18 protein-coding genes, 2 tRNA genes and 1 other RNA gene are annotated in these 13,355 nt (G+C 71.2%); 12 read left to right on the top strand and 9 right to left on the bottom strand.

The features are described 5' to 3' along the window. Positions 1–47: 47 nt before the first annotated feature. The 4 genes from PSH03_RS22905 (at position 48) to PSH03_RS22920 (ending at position 1,953) form a co-directional block, all read left to right on the top strand. Positions 48–437, top strand: a complete 390-nt coding sequence (locus tag PSH03_RS22905) for a hypothetical protein (protein ID WP_238690377.1) — start codon at positions 48–50, stop codon at positions 435–437. A gap of 111 nt (positions 438–548) precedes the next feature. Continuing rightward, positions 549–716, top strand: coding sequence for a hypothetical protein (locus tag PSH03_RS22910; protein ID WP_167362451.1), 168 nt, complete (start codon positions 549–551; stop codon positions 714–716). Between the two features lie 117 nt (positions 717–833). Further along, positions 834–1,361, top strand: coding sequence for a tRNA adenosine deaminase-associated protein (locus PSH03_RS22915; RefSeq protein WP_210780732.1), 528 nt, complete (start codon positions 834–836; stop codon positions 1,359–1,361). A 145-nt stretch (positions 1,362–1,506) separates the two neighbouring features. Further along, a complete protein-coding gene (locus PSH03_RS22920; RefSeq protein ID WP_091403639.1) occupies positions 1,507–1,953 on the top strand; it encodes a nucleoside deaminase in 447 nt (148 codons plus the stop codon). A 13-nt stretch (positions 1,954–1,966) separates the two neighbouring features. Here PSH03_RS22920 and PSH03_RS22925 read toward each other — a convergent pair whose 3' ends face one another. Both PSH03_RS22925 and PSH03_RS22930 read right to left on the bottom strand, forming a co-directional pair. Beyond that, on the bottom strand, positions 1,967–3,121 hold the full coding sequence (locus PSH03_RS22925) for a sensor histidine kinase (RefSeq protein ID WP_238690378.1): 1,155 nt from the start codon (positions 3,119–3,121) through the stop codon (positions 1,967–1,969). Beyond that, entirely contained in the window at positions 3,118–3,774 is a 657-nt protein-coding gene (locus PSH03_RS22930) for a response regulator transcription factor (RefSeq protein ID WP_181518658.1), read from the bottom strand. The genes PSH03_RS22925 and PSH03_RS22930 overlap by 4 nt, the downstream gene beginning before the upstream one ends. 140 nt (positions 3,775–3,914) lie before the next feature. Here PSH03_RS22930 and PSH03_RS22935 point away from each other — a divergent pair, with 140 nt between their 5' ends. From PSH03_RS22935 to PSH03_RS22950, 4 genes are read left to right on the top strand one after another with little or no spacing between them, the layout of a single operon-like run. Next, positions 3,915–4,427, top strand: coding sequence for a hypothetical protein (locus tag PSH03_RS22935; RefSeq protein ID WP_238690379.1), 513 nt, complete (start codon positions 3,915–3,917; stop codon positions 4,425–4,427). Further along, complete coding sequence (locus PSH03_RS22940; protein WP_210780735.1) at positions 4,424–5,515, top strand: peptidoglycan-binding protein; 1,092 nt, start codon at positions 4,424–4,426, stop codon at positions 5,513–5,515. Before PSH03_RS22935 ends, PSH03_RS22940 begins: the two co-directional genes overlap by 4 nt. An 8-nt stretch (positions 5,516–5,523) precedes the next feature. Continuing rightward, positions 5,524–6,207 (top strand): ABC transporter ATP-binding protein, encoded by a 684-nt coding sequence (locus PSH03_RS22945; RefSeq protein ID WP_238690464.1) that lies wholly within the window; start codon positions 5,524–5,526, stop codon positions 6,205–6,207. Next, positions 6,207–7,406, top strand: a complete 1,200-nt coding sequence (locus PSH03_RS22950) for an ABC transporter permease (RefSeq protein ID WP_238690380.1) — start codon at positions 6,207–6,209, stop codon at positions 7,404–7,406. Before PSH03_RS22945 ends, PSH03_RS22950 begins: the two co-directional genes overlap by 1 nt. A gap of 107 nt (positions 7,407–7,513) precedes the next feature. Here the strand turns inward: PSH03_RS22950 and deoD are convergent, their stop codons facing one another. Next, positions 7,514–8,221 carry a purine-nucleoside phosphorylase gene (deoD, locus tag PSH03_RS22955; RefSeq protein WP_074315244.1) on the bottom strand — a complete coding sequence of 236 codons (708 nt, stop codon included), beginning with the start codon at positions 8,219–8,221 and terminating at the stop codon, positions 7,514–7,516. 75 nt (positions 8,222–8,296) lie between these two features. Here deoD and PSH03_RS22960 point away from each other — a divergent pair. Next, a tRNA-Ser gene (locus tag PSH03_RS22960) sits at positions 8,297–8,383 on the top strand. A 56-nt stretch (positions 8,384–8,439) separates the two neighbouring features. On the opposite strand, the gene PSH03_RS22965 is transcribed toward PSH03_RS22960, so the two are convergent. The 3 genes from PSH03_RS22965 to PSH03_RS22975 form a co-directional block, all read right to left on the bottom strand. Continuing rightward, complete coding sequence (locus PSH03_RS22965; RefSeq protein WP_210780737.1) at positions 8,440–9,189, bottom strand: SDR family oxidoreductase; 750 nt, start codon at positions 9,187–9,189, stop codon at positions 8,440–8,442. Between the two features lie 314 nt (positions 9,190–9,503). Next, the gene (locus tag PSH03_RS22970; RefSeq protein ID WP_238690381.1) at positions 9,504–9,998 is read right to left on the bottom strand and encodes a hypothetical protein; all 495 of its coding nucleotides are present in this window, start codon (positions 9,996–9,998) and stop codon (positions 9,504–9,506) included. A 32-nt stretch (positions 9,999–10,030) separates the two neighbouring features. Next, positions 10,031–10,645, bottom strand: coding sequence for a hypothetical protein (locus PSH03_RS22975; RefSeq protein ID WP_210780739.1), 615 nt, complete (start codon positions 10,643–10,645; stop codon positions 10,031–10,033). A gap of 157 nt (positions 10,646–10,802) precedes the next feature. Here PSH03_RS22975 and PSH03_RS22980 point away from each other — a divergent pair, with 157 nt between their 5' ends. Then, a complete protein-coding gene (locus tag PSH03_RS22980) occupies positions 10,803–11,441 on the top strand; it encodes a DUF1349 domain-containing protein (RefSeq protein WP_238690382.1) in 639 nt (212 codons plus the stop codon). A 24-nt stretch (positions 11,442–11,465) separates the two neighbouring features. Here PSH03_RS22980 and PSH03_RS22985 read toward each other — a convergent pair whose 3' ends face one another. Both PSH03_RS22985 and PSH03_RS22990 read right to left on the bottom strand, forming a co-directional pair. Continuing rightward, entirely contained in the window at positions 11,466–11,657 is a 192-nt protein-coding gene (locus PSH03_RS22985) for a DUF397 domain-containing protein (protein WP_112586818.1), read from the bottom strand. Beyond that, entirely contained in the window at positions 11,648–12,415 is a 768-nt protein-coding gene (locus PSH03_RS22990) for a helix-turn-helix domain-containing protein (protein WP_238690383.1), read from the bottom strand. The genes PSH03_RS22985 and PSH03_RS22990 overlap by 10 nt, the downstream gene beginning before the upstream one ends. A 197-nt stretch (positions 12,416–12,612) precedes the next feature. Between PSH03_RS22990 and PSH03_RS22995 the strand changes: the two genes are divergently transcribed. Next, positions 12,613–12,855, top strand: a complete 243-nt coding sequence (locus PSH03_RS22995) for a flavin reductase (RefSeq protein ID WP_210780742.1) — start codon at positions 12,613–12,615, stop codon at positions 12,853–12,855. A 139-nt stretch (positions 12,856–12,994) separates the two neighbouring features. Here PSH03_RS22995 and PSH03_RS23000 read toward each other — a convergent pair. Next, a tRNA-Ser gene (locus tag PSH03_RS23000) sits at positions 12,995–13,079 on the bottom strand. 82 nt (positions 13,080–13,161) lie between these two features. On the opposite strand from PSH03_RS23000, the gene ffs reads away from it, so the two are divergent. Further along, positions 13,162–13,251: signal recognition particle sRNA small type (gene ffs / locus PSH03_RS23005), an RNA gene on the top strand. The last annotated feature ends 104 nt before the right edge of the window (positions 13,252–13,355 follow it).

The following is a 13,355-nucleotide window of genomic DNA, read 5'->3' on the forward strand; positions in this document are numbered from 1 at the left end:
GCCGGTACGGTGGGCACGAGCGGCACGCGTGAGGGAGGGCAGCGACGGTGACCATTGCCCGACCCGAGCCTGGCCCGGATTTCGGTGCCGTCCGCCCGGTGCCGCGTACCCCGTCGGGTCTCTTCCCCTCCGGCCCACCGACGCGGCCCACCTACCGCGAGCCGCACCCGGTCACCGGCGGTGGTGTCGCAGCCGGTGGCGGTGCGGCGGCCGGTTGGCTGCTGCTGTTCGGCCTGCTCGGCACCGACGTGGCCAGCTACGCGTGGTGGACTGTGTTCGCCGGCCTGCTGGCCTGGGTCACCGCCCTGGTGCTGGTCCGATACGGCGACCGAGGGGTGGCCACCGGGGTCGCCATCGTTACGGCGGGTGGTTGGAGCATCGCCGCCGCCGTGGTGGCGGTCCGCTGGGCAACCAGTGGTGACTGGCCGCTGTGGTGACCGGCACGGACGGGCCCCGAAACGGCGCTCGGTGACTGCACCGTGTGCCCGGTTGGCTGCGTAGCGAACGCCGTCTTGACGTGGCCGCCGAGACTCGGCACGCTCGGGACCATGGCCTGGACCACTCCCCGGCAGGATCCCGATCGCAACCGCCGTCGACTGCAGTTGCTGGCCGAGTTGGCGGGCGCCCGGGCGGTCCGCCAGCGCAGCCGACCGCAGCGGCAGCGCACCGAGCGTCTGCGCCAGCTCATCGCCACCCGCCGTCGAGTCGTCGGCTGATCCGACTTTGTCAGGAATGACCCGCCCTTCGGGGCGTTGACGGGTCGCCTGCCGACCCGACCGGCTAACGTGCACGCGTAACGAGTCGACGCTGTGTCGAGGGCTATTGGGGGGACCGTGTCGTACTTCGCTGCGGCCGTGGTGCGCGACGACAGTGGCTGGACCGCCGCCGAGGTCAGCCTGCGTGGCGCCACCGACATCGACGAGGTTGCCGACCGGCTGCGTGACGTCGACCAGGAGGCCGACGTGTCGCTGCTCTTCGTCGAGGCCGACGACGCGTATCTGGTGATCCTGCGCCTCGACGAGGGCGAGGACCTGCGGGTGTTCGGTTCGGACTCCGCGTACGCCGAGGAGTCGCAGCTCGGGTCGCTGCTGGTCGGTGACCTGAAGACGTCGGTCACCGGGCTCGACGGTGACGACGAGCCACGCCCGGTGAGCACCGGTGACGAGGAGAGCGAACAGCCCGTCGTCGACCCGGAGGCCGACCCGGTCGGTGACGCCGACCTGCTGGCCAACCTGGGCATCTCCGCGCAGAAGCTGCTGACCCTCTGCACCCACGAGGGGATGATGCCGGCGGACGTCACCGCCGAGATCTGCCAGGTGCTCGGCTGCGCCGACGAGGTCGAGGAGCTGCGTGAGGTCTGAGCCGGCCGACGCCACCGATCCGTCGCTGGAGTCGATCCGACCGGGCCAGCCGACCCCCGGCGCTGTGGGCCGTGCCGGGCCCGGCGCCCACGAGGGCCTGGCCGACCTGGGCGAGGTCGGCCGACGACAGCGGCACGAGCTGTGGATGCGCCGCGCCCTGGAGATCGCCGTCGCCGGTCCACCCGTCGACGACACGGTCAGCACCGACGTCGACGACGTACCGGTGGGGGCGGTCCTCTACGGGCCGGACGGCACCGAGTTGGCCACCGGACGCAACGAGCGCGAGCTGACCGGCGACCCCACCGCCCACGCCGAGGTGCTGGCCCTGCGCCGGGGCGCCGAGCGCACCGGCCGGTGGCGGCTGGACGGCTGCACCCTGGTGGTCACCCTCGAACCGTGCACCATGTGCGCCGGGGCGCTGGTGCTGGCCCGGGTCTCCACAGTCGTGTTCGGCGCGTGGGAGCCCAAGACCGGCGCGGCCGGATCGCTCTGGGACGTGCTGCGGGACCGTCGGCTCAACCACCGCCCCGAGGTCTACGGCGGGGTGCTGGAGGCCGAGACCGCCACCGTCCTACGCGCGTTCTTCCGCTGAAGCGGGCCGCCGGTCAGGCCGGCGGCAGGGTGACAGTGACGATCAGACCGCCGTCCGGGCGGGGCTGCGCCTCGGCGGTGCCGCCGTGGGCCCGGGCCACCGCGCGGACGATGGACAGCCCCAGCCCGAAGCCCCGCGCGCCGACGACCCGCTCCCGCGACAGCCGGCGGAAGGGCTGGAACATCGTCTCGACGTCGTAGCCGGGGATGACCGGGCCGGTGTTTGTCACAGTGAGGGTGGGCCGGCCGTCGACCAGCCCGGTGCGCACCTCCACCCAACCGTCGGCGGGCAGGTTGTGGCGCAACGCGTTCTCCACCAGGTTGAACGTGAGCCGCTCCAACAGCACCGGGTCGCCGCTGGTCAGCGCCGGAGCCAGGGCCCGCCGAACCCGCACGTCGGGCGCCTGCTTCCCGGCCTGGTCGGTCGTGTGCGCGCAGACCTCGGCCAGGTCGACCGGCGTACGCTCGGTCAGTTCGTTCTCCGAGTCGGCCAGGGTCAGCAGACCGTCGATCAGCCGCTCGTGGCGTTCGTTGACCGCCAGTAGCGACTCGCCCAGTCGCCGGGTCTCCGCCGAGGCGTCCGGGCGGGTGACAGCCAACTCCACCAGGGCGCGGTTGAGCGCCAGCGGCGTACGCAGCTCGTGCGAGGCGTTCGCCACGAACCGGCGCTGCCCGTCGAAGGAACGGTCCAGCCGTTCCAGCATCTCGTCGAAGGTGTCGGCGAGTTCGCGTACCTCGTCGGGAGGGCCGGTGAGCGCGATCCGCTCGTGCAGACCACGGCCGGCGGTGTCCGCGCCGGCGATCCGGCGGGCGGTGCCGGTGATCTGGAGCAGGGGCTGCAACGCCCGACCGGCGAGCAACCAGCCGAACGCGATCGCCACCGTCGACACCACGATCAACGCGATACCGCCCTGGGTCAGCAGCGACTCCAGGGCGTTGCGCTTCGCCTCGTCCTGCAACTCCTGCAACAGGGTGCGCAGGTTGTCGACGTTCTGCCCGCTGGGCGTCGTGGGGGCGGTCTTCGGTAGGTCGCTCAGCTTCACCCCGAACGGCTGCGGCATCCGCTGATCCACCAGCACGTACGTGACGGCGAGCAGAACCACGCCGGCCAACAGGAAGAGCCCGCCGTAGATGAGGGTGAGCCGGGCGCGGATCGTGAGGCGTTTCATCGGATCTGGTACCCCGCCCCGGGGACCGTCTCGATCACCGGTGGGTCGCCGAGTTTGCGGCGCAGCTTCATGACCGTCACCCGGACCACGTTGGTGAACGGGTCGATGTGCTCGTCCCAGGCGCGTTCCAGCAGGTCCTCGGCGGAGACCACAGCGCCGTCGGCGCGCAGCAGCTCGGCCAGCACCGCGAACTCCTTGCGGGACAGCGCCACGTGCCGGTCGTCCCGGCGTACCTCGTGTCGGGCCGGGTCGAGCTGGATGCCGGCGCGACGCAGCGTCGGCGGCGCCGCCGGGCGGGACCGGCGGGTCAGCGCGTGCACCCGGGCCGACAGCTCGACCAGGGCGAACGGCTTGGTCAGGTAGTCGTCGGCACCGAGCGCCAACCCCGCCACCCGTTCCCGGACCGCCGCCGACGCGGTCAACATCAGCACCCGGGTCTCCCCGCCCGCGTCCACGATCGCCCGGCACACGTCGTCGCCGTGCACCACCGGCAGGTCCCGGTCCAGGACCACCACTGCGTACTCGTTGACGCCGAGCCGTTCCAACGCGGCGTCCCCGTCGTACGCCACGTCGACAGCGAACGACTCCCGACGCAGCCACTCGGCGATGGCGTCCGCCAGCACGTTCTCGTCCTCGACCACCAGCACTCTCACCCCTCCATGGTGCGCGGGGTGCGGTAACGCCGGCATAACCGCCGACGGTAACGCCGGGGATACGCCCACTGCCGTGCACTGGTGTCACGTTCGGCGAACCGCGCCGGACCTGAGCGGAAGCGGACACCATGCGACGACAGATGCTTGCGATCCCCGTCCTGCTCGCCCTGGCGCTGTCCGGGTGCGGCGCGGGAGGCGACGACGGCGGCGGGGTCGCGACCGCCGGGGGCGCGAAGGCCGAGGCCACGGTGAGCGGCACGCCGGTCAGTGACTCGGAGCGGCAACTCGGCTTCGCCCGGTGCATGCGGGAGAACGGGGTGGACATGCCCGACCCGGAGCCGGGTGGCCGTCCCGGCTTCCGGTTCGGCGCGGACGTGGATCAGCAGAAGGTCCAGGCGGCCATGGAGAAGTGCCAGGACAAGCTGCCCAACGGCGGGCAGGGACCGCAGCTCAACCCCGAGCAGGCCGAGCAGATGCGCACGCTGGCCAAGTGCATGCGGGAGAACGGGGTGCCGGACTTCCCGGACCCGGACGCCGACGGGCGGGTCCGCATCGGGACGGGGGGCAACGCGATCAACATCGGCGACCCGGCCATGAAGGCCGCGCTGGAGAAGTGCCGGCAGCACGCGCCGCAGTTCGGGGCCGGCCGGTGACGGGCGCCAGCCGACGCTCGCGGCTGCGCGCCGCCGTCACCGGCGGCGTCGTCCTGCTGGTCGCCGCCGTGGGCGTGGTCGCCGCGGTGGGCTTCGGCGGCGGCTCCGACGGGGGCCGCGCCCAGGCCGGCAGCGCGCCACCCGCCACCGCCACTGTCACCCGGCAGACCCTCGCCGACTCGGAGACCGCTGACGGTGAGCTGGGGTACGGCGTGACGCGTACCGCCACGGCGAAGCTCAACGGCACCGTCACCGCGCTGGCGGCCACCGGGTCGACGGTACGGCGGGGCAAGGCGCTCTACCTGGTCGACAACGAGGAGGTGGTGCTGCTCTACGGCGGGTTGCCCGCGTACCGGACCCTCGCCCCCGGGGTGGAGGGGCCCGACGTCGCGCAGTTCGAGCGGAACCTCGAAGCGCTGGGCTACACCGGCTTCACTGTCGACGACGAGTACACCGGCGCCACCGCGGACGCCGTCCGGGACTGGCAGGAGGACCTGGGCCTGACCGAGACCGGTCGGGTCGAGCCGGGGCGGGTCGTGTACGCCGACCGGGAGGTCCGGGTGGAGGGCCACCAGGTCGACGTCGGCGATCTCACCCAGCCCGGCCAGGCGGTGCTGACGTACACCGGCACCAGCCGGGTCGTCACCGTCGAGTTGGACGTGGACGACCAGCGGTTGGCCAAGCGCGACGCGAAGGTCACCGTGCGGTTGCCGGACGGCCGGTCGGTGGCGGGCACGATCAGCACTGTCGAGACGGTCGTCCAGGCCGGCGCGGCCGGTGCCAACGGGCAGGCCGCCGACGCCGAGACGAAGATCGAGGTGACAGTCGCGGTGACCGACCCGAAGGCCCTCACCGGCTTCGACCAGGCCAGCGCGGACGTCACGTTCACCGTCTCGGAGCGCCGCGACGTGCTCACCGTGCCGGTGGCGGCGCTGTTGGCGCTGGCCGAGGGCGGCTACGGCGTCCAGGTCGCCGAGGGCGACGCGAGCCGGGTCCTCGCGGTGACCACCGGGTTGTTCGCCGACGGCCGGGTGGAGGTCACCGGTACGGGCCTCACCGAGGGTACGACGGTGGTGGTGCCGACGTGAGCGGCGAGGTGATCGTGCTCGACCGGGTCAGCAAGCGGTACGCCGGCGGCGTCGTCGCGTTGGACGACGTGTCGCTGCGGATCGGTCACGGGGAGTTGGTAGCGATCGTCGGTCCGTCCGGATCGGGTAAGTCGACAATGCTGCACCTGATCGGCACCCTGGACCGGCCGTCGTCGGGCAGCGTGCTCATCGACGGGTACGACGCGGCGAAGCTGGCCGACCGGGAGTTGTCCGCGCTGCGGGCCACCCGGATCGGCTTCGTCTTCCAGCAGTTCCACCTCGCCCCCGGCGTCCCGGTCGTGGACAACGTGGCCGACGGGTTGCTCTACTCCGGCGTACCGCTGCGGCGGCGGCGCGAACGGGCGGAGGCCGCGTTGGTCCGGGTCGGCCTGGGCCACCGGTTGGGGCACCGGCCGCACGAGCTGTCCGGCGGGGAACGGCAGCGGGTGGCAGTGGCCCGCGCGGTGGTCGGCGAGCCGGCGGTGCTGCTCGCCGACGAGCCGACCGGCAACCTGGACTCCCAGTCCGGTGCCGGGGTGTTGGAGTTGCTGCACGATCTGCACCGGGCCGGAACCACAGTCGTGGTGATCACGCATGACCGGGAGATCGCGGGAAGCCTGCCCCGGCAGGTGCGGATGCGCGACGGCGCGGTGCGGCACGACTCGGCCCTCGCGTCGGGTGGGGTCGGCTGATGGCGACGCTGACCCCGGCCCGACTGCGGCCGGCGGACGTCGTGCGGGTCGGTGGGGTGGGGCTGCGGACCCGTCCGCTGCGGGCGTTCCTCTCCGCGTTGGGCATCGCGATCGGCATCGCCGCGATGATCGCGGTGGTCGGTATCTCCTCGTCGTCCCGAGCCGAGCTGGACCGGGCGCTCGACGCGCTCGGCACCAACCTGCTCACCGTAGAGCCGGGCAGCACCCTGTTCGGCGCGGACGCGCAGCTGCCCGAGGAGTCGATCGCGATGATCGGGCGGATCGGTCCGGTGACCGAGGTGTCCGCGACCGGGCAGGTGCCCGACGCGAAGGTGTACCGCTCGGATCGGATCCCGGCGGCGGAGACCGGTGGCATCGCCACCCGGGCGGCCCGACTGGACCTGCTCGGCACCGTGGGAGCCGAGGTGGCCACCGGCACCTGGCTCAACGAGGCGACCGCCCGCTACCCCGCGGTCGTGCTCGGCGCCACCGCCGCGCAGCGGCTCGGGATCACCTCGGCGGACCCGCAGGTGCAGGTGTGGCTGGGTGGGCGGCCGTTCACAGTGGTCGGCACCCTCGCCGCCGCACCGCTCGCCCCGGAGTTGGACACGTCGGCGTTGGTCGGCTGGGTGGCGGCGGCCGAGTACCTGGGCTTCGACGGTCACCCGACCACCGTCTACACCCGGGCGCAGGAGTCGCAGGTCGAGGCGGTCCGGTCGGTGCTCGGTGCGACCACCAACCCGGAGGCGCCGAACGAGGTCGAGGTGTCCCGGCCCTCGGACGCGCTGGCCGCCGCCGAGGCGACCGACGACGCGTTCACCGGCCTGTTGCTGGGCCTGGGCGCGGTCGCCCTGCTGGTCGGTGGGGTCGGCGTGGCGAACACCATGGTGATCTCGGTGCTGGAACGCCGGGCCGAGATCGGCCTGCGCCGGTCATTGGGCGCCACCCGCGGTCAGGTACGGGCCCAGTTCCTCACCGAGTCGCTGCTGCTCTCCGCGCTCGGCGGGATCGGTGGGGTGGTGCTGGGCATCCTGGTCACAGCGGGCTACGCGCTGTCGCAGGACTGGCCGACAGTGGTGCCGGCCTGGGCGATGCTCGGCGGGGTGGGCGCGACAGTGGTCATCGGCGGTCTCGCCGGCCTCTACCCGGCGGTGCGCGCCGCCCGCCTCGCGCCGACGGAGGCGCTGGCCGCCGTGTGACCGGCGTGGCTCGGTTGGGCCGCGTGATGCGCAAGAGCGTGATGACTGTGCGGCATATTTATGCCTCACAGTCATCACGCTCGTCGCGGTGACGCCGCCCGGACGGGTCAGGCGATGATCGTGTCGAGGGCGATCTCGACCATCTGGCTGAAGGTCTGCTCGCGCTCCTCCGAGGTGGTCTTCTCGCCGGTCTTGATGTGGTCGCTGACGGTCAACACGGTCAGCGCGCGGGCCTTGAACCGGGCGGCGATCGTGTAGAGCGCCGCCGACTCCATCTCCACCGCCAGCACGCCGTAGTCGGCGAGGGTGTCGTACAGGTCCGGGCGGTCGGTGTAGAAGGCGTCCGCCGCCAGGATCGGCCCCACGTGCATGGTGATGCCGCGTCGCTCGGCCACCTCGACCGACGTACGCAGCAGCCCGAAGTCGGCCACCGGGGCGTAGTCGATCAGCCCGTCGAAGCGCATCCGGTTCATGTTCGAGTCGGTGGACGACCCGATCGCGGCCACCACGTCCCGCAGTTGCAGGTCCGTGCTGAGGGCGCCACAGGAGCCGACCCGGATCAGCGTCTTCACGCCGTACTCGTTGATCAACTCGTGGGCGTAGATGGAGGCCGACGGCATGCCCATGCCGGAGCCCTGGACGGAAACCTCGACGCCGTTCCAGCGGCCGGTGAAGCCCAGCATGCCCCGAACCGTCGAGTAGCAGGTGGCGCCCTCGAGGTAGGTCTCCGCGATCCACTTGGCCCGCAGGGGGTCACCCGGCATCAGGACCCGCTCGGCGATCTCGCCCGGCTTCGCGCCGATGTGCGTACTCATGGCAAAGATCCTGCCAGGCCGGCCCGGGCGATACCGGTTCGGCGTCGGAACCGGCGGTCCTGTACCCTCGTCGGCGGTGGCGTGTCCGAGCGGCCTAAGGAGCACGCCTCGAAAGCGTGTGAGGGTTAACGCCCTCCGAGGGTTCAAATCCCTCCGCCACCGCTCTGTAGTGCAGAAACGCCCGGTCGATCCGCGAGGATCGACCGGGCGTTTTCGCGTCAGAGTTGCTGCTCGCCGCCGTCGACGAACAACTCGCCGCCGGTCATGAAGCTGCTCTGGTCGGAGGCGAGGAAGAGCGCCGCGTTGGCGATCTCGTCCGGGTGTGCCATGCGCTGCATGGGCACGCCCGAGGCGATGGTCTTCAGCAACCCGGGTGCCTCGGCAGGGCTGGGCGCGAGACCGGCGAGACCGGGGGTCTCGGTCGAGCCGGGCACCAGGGTGTTGACCCGGATCTTCCGGCCGATCAGCTCGGCGGCCCAGGTGCGGCCGAACGAGCGGATGGCCGCCTTGGACGCCGCGTAGACGCTGAACGCCGGGGTGCCGTTGCTGGCGGCAGTCGAGCCGGTGAGCACGATCGACGCGCCCTCGTTGAGCAGGGGCAGGGCCTTCTGCACTGTGAAGATGGTGCCGTAGATGTTGGTGTCGAAGGTGTTGGCCACGTGCTCGACCGTGATCGAGTCGAGCGAACGGAACTCCCCACCGCCGGCGTTGGCGAACACCACGTCCAGCCCAGCGCCCCGCTCCTCGATCGCCCGCATCACCCGGTCCAGGTCGTCGAGCTTGCTGACGTCGCTGGCGATGCCTGTGACGTTCGCGCCGATGCTGGCGACGGCCTCGTCCACCGGGCCCTTGCGGCGGCCGGTGACGAAGACGTACGCGCCTTCGGCGGCGAAGCGGCGGGCGGCGGCCAGGCCGATGCCCGTGGTGCCCCCGGTGACGAGGGCTGTCTTGCCGTCGAGCTGTCCCACGATGGATCTCCTCTGTCGGGGTGGTCGTGTCCGGTCGGCCGGGCCACAAGCGAATTCTGTACCGGTCGGTACGTATCCGAACGTGGCGGTAGGAGGAGTTGTTACGCAAGGCCGTGGCCCGCTACGCCGAAAGGGACACGGGGTACGCGCGTGACGCCTTCGCCCAGCCGACCGCGTACGAGGTGGGTGGTCACCCTGCTCCGCGAGAACGTGGTCGCCGTGATCCGGCCGGACCGACCGCTCGGTCCGTGCCTGGAGCGACTTCGCCCGGACCGGTCGGGCCGACCCGTCCGGTCAGCCCGTAGGTTGTCGGCTCAGCACGGGCCCGCACCCTCGTTGAAGAGGCGGCGGGCCCAGTCCGCGTACCCGGCGATGGTTTTTCGGACAGTGCGCCCGTCGTGCAGGAACAGGTACGCGCGGTCGCCGCTGCGAGCGAGCAACCCGTCGAGCCGATGTGTCCCCTGTGGAGCCCGCAGCCGGCTGACCTGCGGGTAGCGGTCCCAGACCTCGTCGACGGGCGAGCCTGCCGTAATGCCCTCCGGTGTCCGCATCGGGTCGCCGACCCAGAGCAGCACGAGTTTGTCCTCCACGAAGACCGGGCTGACCGTGTCGTGGCCGGCGAGCATCGGCCCGCAGGCTTCCAGGCTGGTACGCAGGATGCCGCGTCGGGTCAGCTCGTCCTCGGTGGCACCGAACTCGATGTTGCGTAGGCCGTTCAGGTCGATGATCTCCACGTTGCCGGCGGGCCGGCCGTTAGGAATCGACCCGGTTGGCGGTACGCCGCTGCCCGCGATCGAGGCAGCCGTCATCAGCGTGGCGATAAACGCAAATTGTCGCAATTTCATGGAATCCCCCAGTCCCCAACGGAACGGGAGCGTTCAGGTTGCTGCCGAACGCTGGATTCCTGGTTTTCCCACTGCTCGACCAGCTCGTCCCAGTAGTCGGCGCTGAGTCGACGCCGCCCGTGCGCCAGCCAACCCTCGGTGCTCCGCTCCAGGTGCAACCCCACTTCGGCGAACCTGTCGATCCAGGTGCCGGGCTCCACGCCGAGCTGACTGAGCGCACAGTTGATCGGCCACTGCTCGCGCGGCGCGCTCAACTCGTCGTCGAAGCGCGGGCCCCAGGACAGCCCTCCGCCCAACCACACCGCTGCCGACTGGTAGCCGACGCCGCCACCGAACTCCGCCTCCACATAGGCCACCGGAGCCGACTGTGACCAGCGGGTCAGCACCTCGACCAGCGCCGTCGACAACACCAGGCCGAACGGGCCCGCGGCACTGCGCTCGTCAGTGGCGAAATCCGGCAACGACCCGGTCAGCTCGATCACCAACTGCGGGGTGACCGGCAGCAGCGCGAAGTCCTGGCGCAGCTCGCCGAGGACCGCGTGATCCAGCTCGGCGGTCTGCTCGCGGAGCAGTTCGACGTCCGCGACCACCGCGCTGAGCTGGTAAGCCACGGAACCTCCGGTCGTCCACAGCCTGTGGATAGAACATGTGTACGACGGTCTCCCCGTCGTCGCTGCCTGGCACGGTACCGGCCGGAGAGTGGACGTGCCGGGCCCTGCTCGACGAGTGGGCGTCGGCGAGCAGGGCGACGGTTGTACGGTCCTGGCCATGGCCAATCAACTGAGCGTTCCCGGTGTGCCGTTCCCGCTCGTGCCCTCGTCCGCCGAGCTGTGGCGGGTCGACGAGGCGGCCGGCACCGTGGCGGTCGAGGCGCAGCCGCACACTGACATCTTCATCGACCCCAGCACCGGCTCCGCCGAGACCACCACTGTCAGTGCCGAGTCGACGCTCAACGCGGCGACACTGCTCGGGGACCTGCCGACGGGGGACTTCCAGTTCAGCGCCCGGGTCACAGTGGGCTTCGCCGCCACCTTCGACGCCGGGGTGCTGCTGCTGTGGCTCGACGAGCGGCGCTGGGCCAAGCTCTGCTTCGAGTTCTCCCCAGCAGGCGACCCCATGATCGTGTCGGTCATCTGCCGGGGCGTCGCCGACGACGCGAACGCCTTCGTCGTACCCGACCGGTCGGTGTGGCTGCGGGTCTCCCGGGTCGACGGGGTCTACGCGTACCACGCCTCGGTCGACGGTGAGACCTGGCAGCTGATCCGCGTGTTCCTCCTCGACCCCGACACGTCTCGCGACCGGATCGGCTTCGCGGGCCAGTCCCCGACCGGTGAGGGGTGCGGCGTGACCTTCGACGAGATCACCTTCCGGGCAGAGCGTCTGGGGGATCTCCGCGACGGCTCCTGACCTGCCTGTGTGACCGGGCGCCGGTCAGGCGCGTCGGGTGAGCTGGGTGACGAACGCGCGCCAGGCCGTGGGCGCGAAGGCGAGCGCCGGGCCGGTCGGGTCCTTTGAATCCCGTACGCCGATGACGCCGGGCAGGTTGTCGGCGACCTCGACGCAGTTGCCGCCGTTGCCGCTGCTGCGGCTGCTCTTGCGCCACCGGGCGCCGTTCAGCTCCATGACTCCGCCACTTCCTGGATGAGTTCGACAGACTGCCAGTGGGACAACGCCTCGCCGCGCACGTTCTCCCATGCCGCCATCATGGCCGCGATGTCCTCGGGGTCGCTAGCGACTTGTCCCTGAAGTTGGTTGTCGAGGTAGCCGGCGACCCGGTGGTCGTGGCTGTGCGCGATCACGAAAGGTCCGTTGAGGCCGGCATAGGCGCCGACCGTGCTGGGCACGACGTGCACCCTGATGTGCGGCTCGACGCACGCCGCCGCCACGGCCAGCAGTTGCTCGCGCATCGTCGACCGGCCGCCCACCGGACGGCGGATGACCGCCTCGTCCACTACCGCAGTGAACTGCGGCGGGTCGTCCCGCTTGAGGATGCCCTGCCGGCCGAGTCGGACCGTGAGATGTCGCTCGATCTCCCCCCGGGGGATCAGGCCCGCGCCGCCCAGCACCGCGCGGGCGTACGCCTCGGTCTGGAGCAACCCCGGCAGAACTGTCGACTCGTACGACCGAAGCGACACCGCCTCGCGCTCGATCTCCTGCCACGGACGAAACCAAATGGGATCACGACGTCTTGAAGTGTCCGGCCAGATGTCCGACACGTCCTTGTGTAGCGCCTCCGCTGCCGCCAACCGGTGGCGTGGATGCGGGATGCGGTCCTCGGCCAACCAGCGCCCCACGGTCTTCGGGTCGACGCCGACGGTCTCGGCGAGGGATTCGGTGGTGTGCCCGGTGTTGCTGAGCGCCACCCGAAGCGCGTCGTTCACGGCTCCTCCATCGGATGTCCTAGATATCTGGAAACCATATAGCTACGCGGTGTATCTGTCTCGTAACTCTCCCGAGGGTGGTCCACAGAAGACGGCGTGGCCGGTGGAGGCGCAGGAGCCCGGCGGTCGGCGTCAGTCCGGGGTCGCCCCGACGGGGAGGCGGGGCGGCCCCCGTCCACCGCGAAGGAGATCCGCCCATGCCCCGCCGCCGCTACCGGAACCACCTGCCGACCCGACCGACCTGGCGCTGTGCCGCGTGCGGCATCGCCTGGCCCTGCTCGGCGGCGAAGCTGCGGCTGCTCGGCGAATACCGGCACGACCGGCTCGCGTTGACCGTCTACCTGGCGACGCTGCAGACCGAGGCTGGCGAACACCTCACCGACGTCGACCCGGCCCGGCTGGCCGACCGCTTCCTCTCCTGGGCCCGCGCCCGCGCCTGACCTCGTCAGCGCACGTCAAGTTCCGGATCGGGGCCGAGGTGGAAGTGGGACGGCAAGGTGGTGGGGTGACGCCACCGCACAGACGACTCAGGGCCGGTCCCCGTGGGGCCGGCCCTGTCGTTCGTGCTGCTCAGGCGAGCGGAGGATACGAGATTCGAACTCGTGAGGGTGTAAACCCAACACGCTTTCCAAGCGTGCGCCCTAGGCCTCTAGGCGAATCCTCCGCGAGCCAGGATACAGGCCCGTGTCGGCCGGGCCACCCCACCACCCCCTGAAGATCGACGGGCGGTCGGGTAGGCTGGGCGTCACCTCCCGTGCGGCGGTATCTCGTGAACCTCCCCAGGGCCGGAAGGCAGCAAGGATAAGCGAGCTCTGCCGGGTGCACGGGAGGCCTTTTTGTCTGTGGGCCGGTTGATCCACTCGGCATCCCTGATGTCGCGGTGTCCCGGCCACGCGGACACCGCGGTTTCCAGAAAGCCGAGTCGATCAAGCCTGAGCGG

Origin of the sequence: Micromonospora salmantinae (genome assembly GCF_022230905.1) — a bacterium.
GTDB classification, from domain to species: Bacteria; Actinomycetota; Actinomycetes; order Mycobacteriales; family Micromonosporaceae; genus Micromonospora; species Micromonospora salmantinae.